12 protein-coding genes and 1 pseudogene are annotated in these 15125 nt (G+C 63.0%); 6 read left to right on the top strand and 7 right to left on the bottom strand.

Features of this window, described 5'->3' with window-relative positions:
• Positions 1-5 precede the first annotated feature (5 nt).
• The 5 genes from AC0L18_RS23195 (at position 6) to AC0L18_RS23175 (ending at position 5242) form a co-directional block, all read left to right on the top strand.
• Positions 6-983: a Bug family tripartite tricarboxylate transporter substrate binding protein gene (locus AC0L18_RS23195; RefSeq protein ID WP_091595596.1), complete on the top strand. Its 978-nt coding sequence runs from the start codon at positions 6-8 to the stop codon at positions 981-983.
• Between the two features lie 129 nt (positions 984-1112).
• A complete protein-coding gene (locus tag AC0L18_RS23190) occupies positions 1113-1649 on the top strand; it encodes a tripartite tricarboxylate transporter TctB family protein (RefSeq protein WP_077379464.1) in 537 nt (178 codons plus the stop codon).
• A gap of 4 nt (positions 1650-1653) precedes the next feature.
• The gene (locus tag AC0L18_RS23185) at positions 1654-3177 is read left to right on the top strand and encodes a tripartite tricarboxylate transporter permease (RefSeq protein ID WP_091595598.1); all 1524 of its coding nucleotides are present in this window, start codon (positions 1654-1656) and stop codon (positions 3175-3177) included.
• A 15-nt stretch (positions 3178-3192) separates the two neighbouring features.
• The gene (locus AC0L18_RS23180; protein WP_473494323.1) at positions 3193-4377 is read left to right on the top strand and encodes a CaiB/BaiF CoA transferase family protein; all 1185 of its coding nucleotides are present in this window, start codon (positions 3193-3195) and stop codon (positions 4375-4377) included.
• Between the two features lie 13 nt (positions 4378-4390).
• The gene (locus AC0L18_RS23175) at positions 4391-5242 is read left to right on the top strand and encodes a citryl-CoA lyase (protein WP_023797466.1); all 852 of its coding nucleotides are present in this window, start codon (positions 4391-4393) and stop codon (positions 5240-5242) included.
• Here AC0L18_RS23175 and AC0L18_RS23170 read toward each other — a convergent pair.
• The 5 genes from AC0L18_RS23170 to AC0L18_RS23150 all read right to left on the bottom strand — a co-directional run bounded on the left by AC0L18_RS23170 (position 5218) and on the right by AC0L18_RS23150 (position 11035).
• A complete protein-coding gene (locus AC0L18_RS23170) occupies positions 5218-5727 on the bottom strand; it encodes an NUDIX hydrolase (protein ID WP_473494322.1) in 510 nt (169 codons plus the stop codon). The genes AC0L18_RS23175 and AC0L18_RS23170 overlap by 25 nt on opposite strands.
• A 128-nt stretch (positions 5728-5855) precedes the next feature.
• Entirely contained in the window at positions 5856-6122 is a 267-nt protein-coding gene (locus AC0L18_RS23165; RefSeq protein WP_084646721.1) for a hypothetical protein, read from the bottom strand.
• A gap of 369 nt (positions 6123-6491) precedes the next feature.
• The gene (locus tag AC0L18_RS23160; RefSeq protein WP_473494321.1) at positions 6492-7946 is read right to left on the bottom strand and encodes an HlyD family type I secretion periplasmic adaptor subunit; all 1455 of its coding nucleotides are present in this window, start codon (positions 7944-7946) and stop codon (positions 6492-6494) included.
• Entirely contained in the window at positions 7943-9703 is a 1761-nt protein-coding gene (locus tag AC0L18_RS23155) for a type I secretion system permease/ATPase (protein ID WP_473494320.1), read from the bottom strand. Before AC0L18_RS23155 ends, AC0L18_RS23160 begins: the two co-directional genes overlap by 4 nt.
• Before the next feature lie 78 nt (positions 9704-9781).
• Positions 9782-11035: a CAP domain-containing protein gene (locus AC0L18_RS23150; protein WP_473494319.1), complete on the bottom strand. Its 1254-nt coding sequence runs from the start codon at positions 11033-11035 to the stop codon at positions 9782-9784.
• A 230-nt stretch (positions 11036-11265) separates the two neighbouring features.
• On the opposite strand from AC0L18_RS23150, the pseudogene AC0L18_RS23145 reads away from it, so the two are divergent.
• Positions 11266-11596, top strand: a pseudogene (locus tag AC0L18_RS23145) (IS5/IS1182 family transposase); the annotation flags it as partial.
• A gap of 31 nt (positions 11597-11627) precedes the next feature.
• On the opposite strand, the gene AC0L18_RS23140 reads toward AC0L18_RS23145, so the two are convergent.
• Positions 11628-12320 (bottom strand): response regulator transcription factor, encoded by a 693-nt coding sequence (locus AC0L18_RS23140; protein ID WP_473494318.1) that lies wholly within the window; start codon positions 12318-12320, stop codon positions 11628-11630.
• Positions 12317-15070: a DUF4118 domain-containing protein gene (locus AC0L18_RS23135; RefSeq protein WP_473494317.1), complete on the bottom strand. Its 2754-nt coding sequence runs from the start codon at positions 15068-15070 to the stop codon at positions 12317-12319. Before AC0L18_RS23135 ends, AC0L18_RS23140 begins: the two co-directional genes overlap by 4 nt.
• Positions 15071-15125: the final 55 nt, after the last annotated feature.

The raw sequence follows: 15125 nt of genomic DNA, 5'->3' as shown, positions 1-15125 counted from the left end.
ACCCCATGCTGAACAGACGCAGATTTTTAACGAGCACCGCCGCTGCCGGCGCCGCCGGTTTCGCAGCGTTGCATCTCTCGCCCGCTTTCGCGCAGGACGCACCGCAGATCCAGATCTTTGTGCCGGCAGCGCCCGGCGGCGGCTGGGACCAGACGGCGCGCACGATGGACCAGGTGCTGCGCAGTGAGAAGCTGATCTCCGGTTCGCAGATCACCAATGTCGGCGGCGCCGGCGGCACAGTCGGCCTGCCGCAATTCATCAGCCAGTGGAACGGCAAGGGCAATTCGCTGATGGTTGCCGGCATGGTCATGGTTGGCGCCATCATCGCCAACAAATCGGCCAACAATCTCACCGAGGTCACGCCGATCGCCCGCCTCACCGGCGAATTCGAGGCGCTGGTGGTGCCGGCGGCTTCGCCGTTCAAGACAGCAGCGGATTTCGTCGCCGCCCTCAAGGCCGATCCGACCAAAGTGCCGGTGGCTGGCGGTTCGGCCGGCGGCTCGGACCACATATTGTTCGGCCTTATCGCCAAGACGGCCGGTGTTCCGGCAGCCAACCTCTCCTACGTGCCGTTCGCCGGCGGCGGCGAGGCATTGTCGGCGCTTCTCGGCAACCAGGTCGCGGCCGGCATCTCCGGCTATGGCGAGTTCTCCGAACAGGTCAAGGCAGGCGCGCTTCGGCTGCTTGCCATTTCCGCGGACAAGCGCCAGGAAGGCATCGACGCACCGACGATGAAGGAAGCCGGCATCGATGTTGAACTGTTCAACTGGCGCGGCGTCTTCGCACCGCCGGGCGTTTCCGACGCCGACAAGGCGGCGATGATCACGCTGGTCGAGACGATGGCCAAAAGCGAAGCCTGGGCCACCGAATGCAAAAACCGCAACTGGACGCAGATCCTGCTCACCGGCGACGACTACGCGAAATTTCTCACCGAAGACACGGCTAGGATCGCAGCCATCCTCAAGGACCTCGGCCTTGCCTGATGTCCCCGGCGAGGGGCGGTCTGCACTGCCCCTTTCCGATGTTCGCCAGCCGCATGGACATACGATCCGGCGCGAGTGAAACTGCGATGAGGTCGGCCGTGGGAGACCGGCTATCCAGGGAGGACGATCATGAGCACCAGCGACCAGCAGGCGGCGCGGCCCCGCCTTGCCGTGCCCGAATTGCTGATCGGCATCGGGCTTCTTGCCTGCGCCGGCGCAGTGGCCTGGCAGACTCTGTCGATTCCGGTGTCGCCGCTCTACTCCAAGGTCGGCCCGACCGTCTTCCCCTACATCACCATGGTCGGCATGACGGTCCTTTCCCTGCTGCTGATCGTCGCCGCTCTGCGGGGCGGCTGGCAGCCGGAGGAAGAAAAGGAAACCCCGACCGACTGGAAGGCGATGGGCATCGTCGCCGTCGGGCTGGTCGCGAATCTTGTTCTGATCCAGCCGCTTGGCTTCACCGCAGCCTCGGTGATCATGTTCGTTCTCATCTGCCACGGATTCGGCAGCAGACATCCGCTGCGTGACGTGCTGCTTGGCCTGATCCTGGCGCTTGCCGCCTATTTCGGCTTCGCCAGGGCGCTCGGCGTCAACATCGGCGCCGGCTTCATCGAGAACCAGCTGAACACGGGCCTCGATTCCATTATCCGTATGTTGAGAGGCTGAAGCCATGGAAACGCTTGGCCATCTCGCGCACGGATTTTCGGTCGCCTTTACGCCGGTCAATCTCATGTGGTGCCTGCTCGGCACGACACTGGGGACAGCGATCGGCGTGCTGCCAGGCCTCGGACCTGCGCTGACCATCGCCCTGCTTTTGCCGATCACCTACCAGGTGGCGCCGGAAGCGTCCTTCATCCTGTTTGCCGGCATCTACTACGGCGCCATGTATGGCGGTTCGACGACATCGATACTGCTCAACACGCCAGGTGAAAGCGCGACCATCGTCACTGCGCTGGAAGGCAACAGGATGGCCCGTTCCGGTCGTGGCGGCGCTGCACTTGCCACTTCGGCGATCGGCTCCTTCGTCGCCGGGACACTCGGCACGCTGGGGGTCGCCTTCCTGGCCCCGGTCGTCGTCAAATTCGCGCTGTCCTTCGGCCCGGCCGAATATTTCTCGCTGATGGTGCTGGCCTTCATCACGGTTTCGGCGGTGCTCGGCTCGTCGTCGGTTCGTGGCCTGACCAGCCTGTTCATCGGCTTCGTCATCGGCATGATCGGCGTCGACCTGCAGACCGGGCAACCGCGCTTCACCTTCGGCATGAGCCAATTGCTCGATGGCGTCGACGTGATCGTCGTCGCCGTCGGCCTCTTTGCGGTCGGCGAGACGTTCTACATGGCTTCGCGCCGCTATGCCGGCAAGGACGAGATCGTGCCGCTGAAGGGCTCGCTCTACATGACGGCGGCCGAATGGGCACGCTCGTGGAAGGCTTGGTTGCGCGGCGCCCTGCTCGGCTTCCCGATCGGCGCGCTGCCGGCCGGCGGCGCCGAAATCCCGACCTTTCTGTCCTATGCAATCGAGAAAAAGCTCTCCAAACACAAGGAGGAGTTCGGCACGGTCGGCGCCATCGAAGGCGTTGCCGGGCCGGAAGCCGCCAACAACGCATCGGCCGCCGGCGTGCTGGTGCCGATGCTGACGCTTGGGTTGCCGACCTCGGCGACGGCCGCGATCATGCTGTCGGCCTTCCAAAGCTATGGCATCAATCCCGGGCCGATGCTGTTCATGACGCAGGCCAATCTGGTCTGGGGGCTGATCGCCAGCCTGTTCATCGCCAACATCATTCTCGTCATCCTCAACCTGCCGCTGATCGGGTTGTGGGTGCGGCTGCTGAAAATCCCGGCGCCGCAGCTCTATGCCGGCATCCTGGTGTTCGCCACGGTCGGCACCTACGGTATTTCTCAGTCGCCGACCGACCTCGTCATCCTCTATCTGCTCGGCGGGGCCGGGTTCCTGATGCGGCGCTTCGATTTCCCAACGGCGCCGGTCATCATCGGCATGATCCTCTGGCCGCTCGCCGAAACGCAGTTCCGCCGCGCGATGACCATCTCGAACGGCGACTGGTCGGTGTTTTACAAACATCCGCTGTCGCTGACACTGCTGACGCTGGCGTTCATCGGGCTGATCGGGCCGCATGTCTACGCTTACATCGAACGCCGCCGCATGCGTGGACCGGAACACGTGCCGGGCGATGCCTGACCTGTTTGTGACATCATGACCGATCTGCTGTCCGGCATCCGCGTCCTCGACCTGACCAATGTTCTGGCTGGCCCCTACTGTGCCTATCAGCTGGCGCTGCTCGGGGCCGATGTGATCAAGGTCGAGGCGCCGCAAGGCGGCGATCTGGCGCGCCAGCTCGGCGGCTCGCCGGAACTCAACAGCACCGGCATGGGCGCTTCATTCCTGGCGCAGAACGCCGGCAAACGATCGGTGGTGCTCGATCTCAAGAAAGAGGCCGATCGCGAACGCTTCCTCGATCTGGTCGCCTCCGCCGACGCGCTGGTCGAGAATTTCCGCCCCGGCGTGATGGATCGGCTGGGGCTCGGCTATGCCAGGCTGAAAGAGGTCCGCCCCAGTCTTGTCTATTGCGCGATTTCGGGCTTCGGCCAGACCGGGCCGATGCGCGACAATCCGGCCTACGACCAGATCATCCAGGGTCTTTCGGGCATCATGAGCATCACCGGCACAGCGCAGACCGCGCCGCTGCGTGTCGGATACCCCGTCGCCGACACGCTGGGTGGGCTGGTCGGGGCGTTCGCCATCACGGCGGCACTTGTGAAGCAGAAGACGACAGGCGAGGGCGCTTTCCTCGACGTGTCGATGCTCGAATGCACGCTTTCCGCGCTGGGCTGGCCGGTTTCCAACTATCTGACGGCAGGCGTCGAGCCGCAGCCGATGGGCAACGAAAACATGACGGCGGCACCTTCCGGCACGTTTCGCACCGGCGACGGTCTGCTCAACATCGCCGCCAACAAGCAGGAGCAGTTCGTCACGCTCTGCCGGCTGGTCGGGCTGCCGGAGCTGGCCTCGGACCCGCGCTTTGCCGAGCGCGAGACGCGCAAGCGCAACCGCATCGCCTTGAAGGCGCTGATCGAGGATGCCCTGGCGAACAGCTCGGCCGCGGCCTGGGAGGAGACGCTCAATCGCGCAGGCGTGCCGGCGGGCAGGGTGCTGACGATCCCGCAGGTGCTGGCCGAGCAGCAAGTGATCGAGCGCGACATGACCACCCGTTTCGATAGCATGCCGAACATCGACCGGCCGCTGACCGTCGTGCGCGGCGGATTCATGGTCGATGGTGCACCACCGTTGCCGACCAAGCCGCCGCCGGCGCTGGGCGAGCATATGGACGAGGTGTTTGCCAGTCTGCCGCCGCGCGTCAAGAAAAGGGCGCAGGCATGAGCGACGCGAGAACATGAGCAACGTTGAGAAAAAAACCGGCCGCGAGCGCGGTGAGGAATGGTGGCAGACCGATATCATCGAAATGCGCCCTGGCGTGATCCGGCTGCGTGGCTATGAGATCCAGGACCTGATCGGCCGCGTCAGCTTTCCGGCGATGATCTGGCTGATGCTGCGCGGCGAACTGCCTGGCGAGGAGCAGGCGGCGCTGCTCGGTATCGCGCTGGGGGCGGCCGTCGACCACGGGCCGCAGGCGCCGTCGATCGCCATTGCCCGCATGGCGGCCACCTGCGGCGTCGGCATCAACAGCGCCATGGCTTCAGCCATCAATGTGCTTGGCGACGTGCATGGCGGCGCCGGCGAGCAGGCGCTTGCCTTCTACGGCGACATCGCCGCGGCACTGGACGCTGGCGTGACGCTTGCCGATGCCGTCGCGTCGCGGCTCGATCGCTTCTTCGCAGAGGAAAAATCCTATGTGCCGGGGCTCGGCCATCGCTTCCACCCGGTCGATCCGCGGGCGCCGCGTCTCATTGAGCTGACCCGCGATTTTGCCGCGCGCGGCGTCGTCAGCGGACGTTTCGCCGACATCGCCGAGGCTGTCGAGGCCGAGGTCGCGCGGCGCAAGGGCAAGAAGATCCCGCTCAACATCGACGGCGCCACCGCCGTCATCTATGGCGAGCTCGGCTTTCCGCCGCCGCTGACACGTGGCCTTTTCGTGCTGTCGCGCTCGGTCGGCATCTTGGCGCATGCGTGGGAACAGTCGCAACAGAGCGACCGCAACAAAGGACCACTGCCGCGCGAATGGTTGTGGGCCTATACCGGCACGCCGGTGCGGTCTTTCCCTCAGGGAGAGGACGACGCCAAATGAGACCTTGGTTCAAGTTCGCCAGCGGGCGCTGGCTGGGGAATTTTCAAGTTCTTCAGCAGCGTTGAAAGTTCGGGCTCGTCGATAAGCACGGCTGCGTCTGCCGGCGCCAGCCATGCCCGCTGCCGCCTTTTGCCTTCCTGCCAGTTGGCCAGTTCCTCCGTCATCGCCAGCAGGTAGACGGTGACGTCCACGCGGACGAAGCGGTTCGTCAGCCGCTTCCAGTAGGAATAGGTGCCGGCCGGCTGCTTCAGCGTCTTGCCACGGACGCCGGCTTCCTCCCGCGCTTCGATGGTGGTTGCCTTGCGCCCACTCTTGCCCTTCATCGGCCAGCCCTTGGGCACGATAAAGCGCCTTGTCGATATCGAGGTGACCAGCATCACCTCGACGCCGCCATGCCTGCCCAGCCGAAAGGGAATTGCCGCGACCTGGCGGATCCGCTCGCCCTTCCTCGCCTTGCGCACGACCTTCTTCTTGGTGGCTGCCATTGCCGGCGATCCAATCAGGGCAGTGCCCAAGCGCAAAGGCACGTTGCGAAATCAAAACCGCCTTTGATGCTACTTTAAGTAGAGCGGCGTTCAAGCATATCAGCTAAATAAATGAAAACGCCGGGCCATCAGCGGCAGACGCTGATGAAGCGGCTGCCCGATCGCCGCAACTGGCAAGTAGGCGCCATCTGCGGCACATCTGGCCGTTGCGGCACGACCACGCGATCCTGGGCACGGAACTGCTGTTGCTGCTGCTGAAATTGCTGCCGTCGCAGCCTGTTCTCCAGCATCTGCAATTCGCCTTGCAGGACCACGGTATTGCGATTGGCGGGAGCGACGTTCTGCGCGGAGACAGCCGCGCCCGACAGCATCGCTGTTGCCAGGGTTGCCGACATCAAGATCGTCGAAAGGCGAAGCGGCGACATCCATCCATTCCCTTACGAAACACATCTTGGGCCCGCACGAAACAGAACCCTGCGATTATATAGGGCGCTTGTCTTGATGATGCCATGGCTAAAGCCACGCCGGAGCGGAATTGGCGGGCTAGCCAGTCAGGGCGCAAAGCCCGTCGACCGATGTGTGCTGGCGAAGGGCACCAATACGAGGCCGACGACAAGAAGCTGGAGAGCATCCTGCGGTTCCATACCTTTCAGGCCTGGCTTAGATAATTTGAACCGCAACATCACACAGTTGAAAAGCTCGGCATGGCCGGGCTGCGTTCCCCGGAGCCGTGGCCACGGCACGGCGATAGGCCAGCCGCGCGACTATTCGCGGAATGCGCGGCTGATCTGGTCGGTCAATGGCTTCATCAGAAACGAGATGACGGTGCGATCGGTCGTGCGCATGAACGCCTCCACCGGCATGCCTGGCTTGAGGCTTTCCGGATCCAACGAGCCAAGCTTGCCTTCGTCAAGCCTGATCCGCACGCTGTAGTAGGATAGTCCGTTCCGCTCGTCTTCGACGAGGTCGGGAGAAACCGTTGCTACATGTCCTTCGATTTCCGGCGTGACCTGCTGGCTGAACGCCGACAGCCGCAGATGGACAAGCTGGCCGGGCTGGACCTGATCGATGTCTTGAGGCGCGATGCGTGCGTCCACAGTCAATTCGTCAGCGGTCGGGACAATCATCATAATTGGCTCGCCGGTCGTGACGACGCCGCCGACCGTATGGATCGCAAGCTGATGCACCCGTCCGTTCTGGGGTGAACGAATATCGGTCTGTCTAAGCAATTCCTCCGCAGCGATCTTTCGCTCTGCCAATTCTGTGGTTCGAGCCTCCGTTTCGCGTAATTCTTTCGCGACCTCGCTGCGCCAATCCTGCTGGATCTGGATGATGGCCATTTCTGTTTCGCTGATTCTGCCGTTCGCTTCGGCTATCGCAGCGACGAGTTGGCCGCGCCCTCCCTCGATCTGAGCCTCGCCCCGCTCCAGGTCCAGGAGTCGCGACCGCTGGACGAGTTTCTTTTCCCAAAGGCCCCTGACGCCCTTGATCTCGTCGCGGACCAACGCAATCTCGTGCTCCTTGGCCGCCCTTTGTGCCTCGAGGCCCGCTATCTCCTCCTTGAGCTGGCTCACCCGTTGCCTGCGTTGCTCGATTTGGGCACGGTAAGCTCCCCGGCGCAAAGCGAAAAGTTTCTGCTCCCCGCCGATCACACGCGCCACATGTCCAACAGAGGATCGGCTGGTGAGATCTTCGGAAAAGGCTATCGCCTCGGCACCCTCACGCTCCGCTGTGAGGCGTGCCTCCCGCGCCGAGAGTTCGTCCAGGGTATTGGTTATGACGGCGAGATTGGCGCGTGTAAGCGTGTCGTCGAGACGGAGCAAAATATCGCCTGCTCTGACTTCATCGCCGTTGCGCACGTTGATCTCACCCACAACGCCGCCGCTTGGATGCTGAACCGCCTTGACGTTGGATTCCACTGCGATATGGCCGGTAGCGATGACGGCGCCTGACAATTCCGTCGTTGCGGCCCATGCACCAAGGCCGCCGACAAGCAGCGCCACGGTTGCGGCGCCAAGAAGCATATACCGGCGAAGGGATAAGTCGTTCTGCGTCGGCTGCGATCGCACATCGGTAGGGAGGTTAGCCCGAACGAACGGCAGCCCGCCGATTTTGCCCTTGACGCCGGCCAGATGGCTCGCTCCGGCACGAATATGCGGAATCATCCCCCTCACGCCGTTACGCGCGCCAAAGAACGATCGATCATGAAATAACGTCATCCTGATGCCTTTTCCTCCGGGGCAACTGCTTGAAGCGTTCCCACGGAGGCACTCCGCGTCGTGCCCCGGACGACCAGATCCCTCGCCCCAAATGCGTGCTGACGGCCGGAGTCGAGAACAAGTAAAAGGTCCACTGCCGCCAGGGCGCTTGGACGATGGGCGATTACGACAACCACGCCGTGCCGCTGTTTGACTGCAAGGATCGCCTGGGTTAAAGCCTGCTCGCCTCCAGCGTCCAGATTCGAGTTCGGTTCATCCAAAACAACGAGGAAAGGATCACCATAAAGCGCGCGGGCCAGTCCGATGCGCTGCCGCTGTCCTGCTGAAAGCGATGCGCCGCCCTCGCCGATCTCGGTCTGATATCCGCGAGGCAAGCGCAGGATCATTTCGTGCATGCCCGCGGTCTTGGCCGCCGCGATAATGGTTGCCGGATCCGGAGAAGGATCAAAGCGGGCAATGTTTTGAGCAATGGTGCCCGCGAAAAGTTCGACATCTTGCGGCAGATACCCGATGTGCCGCCCCAGTGCCTCAGCCGGCCACTGTTCGATGGCGGCGCCGTCCAGGCGGATTTTGCCGCGCGCTGCCGGCCAGACGCCGACGAGCGCCCGGGCCAGTGACGATTTGCCCGATGCACTCGGACCGATGACACCGAGCGCGGAGCCGGCACTCAGCGAAAACGCAACATCCTGTACGACAAAACGGCGTTCGCCTGGCGGAACGACGCTGATCTCTTCAACCGAGAGTTGTGTCCGCGGCGGCGGCAGCTGCAAGCGATCCTCTGTGGCAGGGAACTGCGTGAAAAGTTCGTTCAGCCGGTGCCAGCCTTGTCTGGCGGCAAGAAAGTTCTTCCAGTGCGCAATTGCAAGTTCGACTGGCGCCAGCGCTCGCGCGGTGAGAATAGAACTTGCGATGATGATGCCAGGCGTGGCTTCCTGGCCGATCACCAAATACGCTCCGATCGCGAGAACGACTGATTGCAGCAGCATCCTAAAGCCGCGGGAGAGCGCGCCGAATGAACCCGTGACATCGCTGGCGCGCATCTGCGCCTGCCTATATTTACCGTTTGCTTCCGCCCAGCGCGAGGCCATAGTGGATCTCATGCCCATCGCTTCGAGCACCTCGGCATTGCGGATGCTTGCCAGTGCGATATTGCTGCGCGCTCCGGCGTATCCCGACATTTCGGTTGCTGGACGGCGGACCGTTTTCTCCGTGAGCACGGTCAATGCCAAAAGCAGGATCGCCCCAATCAGCGCAGCCAGGCCGAGCCAAGGATGGAAGGCAAAACAGAGCGCGAGATAAAGCGGCATCCACGGCAGGTCGAAAAGAGTGGCGGGACCACCGCTGGCCAGGAAACCGCCGATTTGATCGAGATCGCGCACCGGCTGCATGCCCTCGCCCGAACGGCCTCTGGCCAAGGGCAATTGCGACATCACGCGGTAGGTCCGCTCACTCAGGCGCTCGTCGAGTCCGCTGCCGATACGCGCCAAGACCCGGCCGCGGATCGCGTCGAGTGCACTTTGAAAAACATATAGAATCGAAATCAGCAGGACCAGAGCCACCAGCGTCGGCACGCTACGGCTGGGCAGGACCCTGTCGTAGACCTGCAGCATAAACACCGAGCCGGACAACATCAGCACGTTGATAAGGCCGCTGAAACCCGCCACCGCCAAAAAGGCGCGCCGGAAAGGCGCCAGGCAGGCAGCCAATTCGGACTTCGCCCTCGGCGGGCGGAGCTTCTCTGAACCAGATTGTGACATTGATGTCCCCTCGATCAACCGCATGCGTCAGCAGGCGATGCGGGCCCATAACTGCAGGCCCGCATCGTCCGGCATTGGCTACGCGGCCTGATCGGCGATCACGCTGTTGTTATGCGCAGACAGTTGCTCGATGAGTTTCGCAGCCAGCGCGTCGGCATCGCCCGCTTGCGTATGTGCATACTCTGCCCAATCAAAAGCCGGTCTCGGATCGCCCGCATTTGCTAGCGCGGTCGATACAGCGTCCCGGACCTGCTCGATAGCGTCGTCGAGTTGGCCCCGAGCGTTCCCGAGTTGTGGAAACACGATGTTATCGCCTTCAAGCGCCACCTGTGCGCCACTCTCCTTAGCCGTGCCAGGCGTTGCTTCGGCCTCCTCATGTTCGGCCAGGGTCTGCTCAGACCGGAAGTTTGCGCCCTGTTTGCCGAAGAAGTTTGCAAGCCACTGGGAGCCAGAAACCGGCTGGCCAGAATCCGGCTGGCCAGAAACCGGCTGGCCAGAATCCGGCTGCCCAGAAGCCGGCGGCGTTGTCGGGGCCGGTTCAGCTTGCGCCGTTGGTGTCGGGGCCTGCTGCGGCGCCGGATCGGAAGCCGCAGGTTCATCCTGAACGGCAGCGACGGATCCCTGCTTCGGATCGACGAGATCGAGTTTGACGTTCTTGCTCCCGACAGAGACGGTGCGCGTCGAAGCTTCGATGCCCGCCCCCGAGAAGGTTACTGTGTAGGTGCCCGGCTTGAGGGCGAGGTCATAGCCGCCAGCGGCCGTGGTCTTCGCCGTAAACGTCGTGCCCGTCGAACTCTTTGCCGTGATGGTGAGGCCGGATAGACCTTCACCGGGATCGTAGAACCTGTCGCCGTCCTTGTCGTCGATCGCCACACCGGTCAGGAACAGGTCTGATCCGGTCTTGCCGAAATTCTCCGTCACGAAACCGCTGGAGCGCCCCCGGTAATCGCCAACCTCGAATCCAAGCCCTACCTCGCGGAAGTTGCCGTTGAGGATGTTGGCACGATGACCCGGGGAGTTCATCAGGTTGTTGTGCAGGAGCAGAATCTCGTCATTATAGCCTGTCGGTGACCTGGTCGTAGCCCACGCGATGTTCTCCCCTGTCGCCCAGGAGCCGGCGAGGGTGTAGCCAGCCGCCTTCATGCGCTGGGTGGGCGAGGAGCCTCCCGACCCCGTGTGAGAAAAGGTGTCGGTTGCAAGCATCCATCTGCTGTGCCCCTCAGCCGACTCGCTGAGATCATTGTCAAAGGCCAGCGGCTGCACGCCGGCCTTAGCCCTCTCCGCGTTGATAAGTTCAAGTAGATATTGTTCTTGTGCGCTATGTTGCGGCATTAGGTCGTCGCTCCACTGTTTCGTTTTTGGACGGTCCCGCCAAGCTGTAGAATTTCCCCAATCACGCTTGGTAAAAGCCGACTGTGGCTAACCTGCGGCAAGCAGCTGTTAACCATGATTTTGTTAAAGAGAATTTGTGGGGATGCGATAACACAAAATTTCATATTGTAATGCAACCAGCAAGTGTGACATTCAATTATGCGCGTTCTCGCGATGCGCGACGTGCGCGCCAGGCCGTGAGGACCTGCGAGAGTGGCGGCCGCGGCTATGCCGCCGGCAAGAGGTCGGGCTCTCGTCCTTTATGCGCATGCCGCCAGCATCCAGATCGGGACGGCGCCCGGTCCTGTCCTGAACGCCTCGCGTCGACCATTGCCATTAACCGAAGGTTGTTCGCCGATCCTGGACATCAGGGACCCGTGTGGCCGAGCCGTCTCGATCGCTGTCAAGATCGTTAAAGGAAAAGCTGATCAAGTCGGCTTCGCCGTACAACCGGGACGCTTGGTTGTGGAGCGCTGGATCAGCTGCAACAGGCGGCTGATGGTAGACGCGCGCCCCGCAGTCGGGTTAGACGGGCCCGCCCGCGGCCGTCGCTTCAGTCGACTTCGCGCAGGCGGTATCCGACGCCGGTTTCGGTGGTGATGTAGCGCGGCTGGTCGGGCGTTTTCTCGATCTTTTGCCTGAGCTGCCGCACATAGACCCTGAGATACTGCACGTCGGTCGAATCGCCCCAGACCTGCTTCAAAAGAAACTGGTGGGTGAGAACCTTGCCGGCGTGCTGCACGAGGATGCGCAGGATGTCGTACTCCTTCGGCGAGAGCTTTATCTCCCTGTCCTCGATCATGACGATGCGCTTCACCAGATCGACCGTGAGATCGCCGGTGTTAAAGACCGGCTTCTCGCCTTGCTGCTGGAACTTGTGGCGGAGCGCCACGCGGATGCGCGCGACAAGCTCGTTCATGCCGAACGGCTTGGTGATATAGTCGTCGGCGCCGAGATCAAGTGCCGAGACGATGCCGGCCTCGTCGGTGCGGCTGGAAAGGATGACGACCGGAACATCCAGGCCGTCGTCCCGCCATTTGCGCAGCAATTCGTGGCCGCCCATGCCGGGCAGGCCGAGATCGAGCAGGATCAGGTCGGGCTTTTCCGTCCCCACGAGTTCGATCGCCGTCCTGGCGTTCGGCGCCTCGCTGATCGCATAGCCCTGGCTGCCAAGGCCGACGCGGAGCAGCTTGCGGATCGGCGGTTCGTCATCGACGACCAATATCCTGACGTCCAGATTCGTCATGCCAATTTAGCCACGTCGGGGTCGCCCACATTTCGGTCATCGCCGTTGGGGTCGTCGTCCACCGCGGGCAGTTCCGTTGGCACCGGCATCTTGATGGTGAAAACCGCACCTGAATGGTCGGTCCTGCTGGCCGCCGAAATCGTCCCGCCCATCGCCTCGATGAAGCCGCGGCAGATCGAGAGCCCAAGCCCGGTGCCGGCACGGACCTGATCGCCCTTGCGCACCCGGTAGAACGTGTCGAAAACGCGTTCCAGATCGGCGCGCGGAATGCCTGGCCCCTCGTCCATGATCTGCAGGATGACGGAACCATTGTCGGCCCAGCCCTGCAGGCGGATCGTCGAGCCAGGCGGCGCAAATTTAGCGGCATTGTCGAGGAGATTGAACAGCGCTTGCTCGAACAGGACAGGGTCGACCCTCAGCATCGGCAGATCCGTGGGAATGTCGACTTCGGTCTTGTGTTCGCCAATGATTTTTCTGGCTCGATGCAAGGCGGTGCCAACAATGTCGCCGACATAGTGGAACGCGTAGTTCGGCTCCATCGCACCGGATTCGATCTTGGTCATGTCGAGCAGATTGGCGATGAAGCGGTTCAGCCGTTCCGATTCGTCGAGCACCGTCGACAGCAGGTCCGCCCGGTCCGTTTCGGGAAGCGCCGGTGCAAATTCCCGCAATGTGCCAGCGGCGCCCATGATGGCGGCAAGCGGCGTCTTCAGGTCATGGGAAATCGAGGTCAGCAGCGCCGACCGCAGGCGGTCCGCCTCGGCCTCGAGCTTGGCGCGGTCGACGTCGGCAACCAGCTGGATGCGTTCGATGGCGACTGCCGCCTGGTCGGCGAGCGCGTCGAGCAGTCGCTGCTGCTCGGGCGTCAACAGCGGACCTTGCTTGTCGTTGTCGAGGCCGACGACGCCGACAGCGGTGCGCCCGGTCCGCAACGGCAGATACAGGCGTCTTGCTCCGGGAAGCGTGTCGGCGCCGCGGCCCGCGGGACGATCGTGCTCCCAGGCCCAACGGGCGGCCGCGATGTCGGCCTCGGCCAGCGTGTCGTCGGGTGGGTAGCCGGCCTTGACGGTGATCGAGCCGTTTTCCGGCAGCAGCAGCACCACGCGCAACTTCAGCATCGAGGCTATCTGGAAGGCAGTCGCCCAGAGCACGTCGTCAAGCGTGCCGGCGCCGGCGAGCTTCTTCGAGAAAAGATAGATATCTTCCGTGGCGCGTGCCCGCGAGCGGGCAGCAACCGCCTGTCGCTGCACCCGCGCTGTCAGATTGCTGGCAATGACCGCAACAACCAGGAAGGCAGCCAACGCCACGATGCTCTCCGGATCCTGGATCGTCAGCGTGTAGCGTGGTTCCAGAAAGAAATAGTTGAAGGCAGTGGCGCTGATGAGGCAGGCATACAAAGCCGGCCAGAGACCGCCGGTCACCGCCGACGTCAGAACCCCGATGAGAAAGATGATCGCCAGATTGCGGACGTCGAGAAACTGGTGGAGAAGGACGGCGAAGGCGAGCGAGCCAGCAACATAGGCCGTGGCCTTGAGATAGGGCCAGATCTCGAATTGCCACTGCTCGTCCGCCACCTTTACGGTCCGTGACGTCGCCTCGTCGTTGCGTTCGTTTCCCGAAATGACATGGACGCTGATGTCGCCGGCATTGCGGATGAGATCATAAGTGAGCGAGCCTTCGATCAATTCCCGCCAGCGCGATCGGGTCGGCCTGCCGATCACGATATGGGTGAAGTTGTTGGCGGTCGCATGGCGAACGATGTCCTGCGCGACGTTCTGGCCTGGAATGGTCGTTACCTCGGCGCCGAGTTGCTCGGCAAGGCGCAGCAGCGTCGCCAGCCGATCCTTGGCCTCCTCGGACGTGGCGGCTGAACGAGGGGTATCGACGTGAAGCGCCGTCCAGGGGGCGCGGAGCCGGTCGGCCAATCTCCGCGCATAGCGGACGCGGGCCGCCCCGCCCGGACGCGCGTCGACGCAGACGAGAACCCTTTCCCCCGCCGCCCAGGGTCCGGGTATGGCGTGGGCCTGCATGTGGGTCAGCAACTGCTCGTCGACGCGCTGGGCGGTGCGGCGCAGCGCAAGTTCCCTGAGCGCCGTCAGATTGCCCGGCGAGAAATAATTCTCGATCGCGCGCCGGGCGGTGCTGGGGATGTAGACCTTGCCTTCCTCGAGTCGCTTGATCAGGTCGTCGGGCGTGAGATCGATGATCTCGATGTCGTCGGCCTGGTCGATGATGGAGTCTGGAACCGTCTCGCGCACCCTGACGCGCGTGATCTGCGCCACGACATCGTTCAGGCTTTCGACATGCTGGATGTTGAGCGTGGTGTAGACGTCGATGCCGTGCGTCAGGATTTCCTGAACGTCGAGATAGCGCTTGGGATGGCGGCTGCCCGGCGCGTTGGTATGGGCAAGCTCGTCGACGAGGACCAGCGCCGGCCGCCGGGCAAGGATGGCATCGAGGTCCATTTCCTCGAGGGCGCGCCCCTTGTAGTCGACCCGACGACGCGGAATCACCTCATAGCCGTCGACCAGCACCTGGGTTTCCTTGCGGCCGTGCGTCTCGACGACGCCGATCACCACGTCCACTCCGTCGGCCAATCTTGCACGGCCCGACATCAGCATTTCATAGGTCTTGCCGACACCGGGTGCTGCACCCAGAAAAATCCGCAGACGACCGCGCCCCTCCCGCTCCGCACGGTCAAGCAGGGCGTCGGGTGAGGGTCTGGTTTCGTTGCTTCTGTCGTCCGGCATCACAATCGATCATGAATGGCGCCGGGGATGGTGTCGATCCCCAGCCCACCACTCA

Source organism: Mesorhizobium sp. WSM4819 (assembly GCF_055811215.1).
The sequence above is the reverse complement of the archived record's forward strand: the minus strand, read 5'-3'. Positions and strand labels throughout refer to the sequence as shown.

Excerpts from the sequence above, each read along its gene's own strand:
- AC0L18_RS23195 (WP_091595596.1), top strand. The coding sequence starts at position 6 with ATGCTGAACAGACGCAGATTTTTAACGAGCACCGCCGCTGCCGGCGCC.
- AC0L18_RS23180 (WP_473494323.1), top strand. The coding sequence starts at position 3,193 with ATGACCGATCTGCTGTCCGGCATCCGCGTCCTCGACCTGACCAATGTT.
- AC0L18_RS23190 (WP_077379464.1), top strand. The coding sequence starts at position 1,113 with ATGAGCACCAGCGACCAGCAGGCGGCGCGGCCCCGCCTTGCCGTGCCC.
- AC0L18_RS23185 (WP_091595598.1), top strand. The coding sequence starts at position 1,654 with ATGGAAACGCTTGGCCATCTCGCGCACGGATTTTCGGTCGCCTTTACG.
- AC0L18_RS23140 (WP_473494318.1), bottom strand. The coding sequence starts at position 12,320 with ATGACGAATCTGGACGTCAGGATATTGGTCGTCGATGACGAACCGCCG.
- AC0L18_RS23150 (WP_473494319.1), bottom strand. The coding sequence starts at position 11,035 with ATGCCGCAACATAGCGCACAAGAACAATATCTACTTGAACTTATCAAC.
- AC0L18_RS23135 (WP_473494317.1), bottom strand. The coding sequence starts at position 15,070 with ATGCCGGACGACAGAAGCAACGAAACCAGACCCTCACCCGACGCCCTG.
- AC0L18_RS23155 (WP_473494320.1), bottom strand. The coding sequence starts at position 9,703 with ATGTCACAATCTGGTTCAGAGAAGCTCCGCCCGCCGAGGGCGAAGTCC.
- AC0L18_RS23175 (WP_023797466.1), top strand. The coding sequence starts at position 4,391 with ATGAGCAACGTTGAGAAAAAAACCGGCCGCGAGCGCGGTGAGGAATGG.
- AC0L18_RS23165 (WP_084646721.1), bottom strand. The coding sequence starts at position 6,122 with ATGTCGGCAACCCTGGCAACAGCGATGCTGTCGGGCGCGGCTGTCTCC.
- AC0L18_RS23170 (WP_473494322.1), bottom strand. The coding sequence starts at position 5,727 with ATGGCAGCCACCAAGAAGAAGGTCGTGCGCAAGGCGAGGAAGGGCGAG.
- AC0L18_RS23160 (WP_473494321.1), bottom strand. The coding sequence starts at position 7,946 with ATGACGTTATTTCATGATCGATCGTTCTTTGGCGCGCGTAACGGCGTG.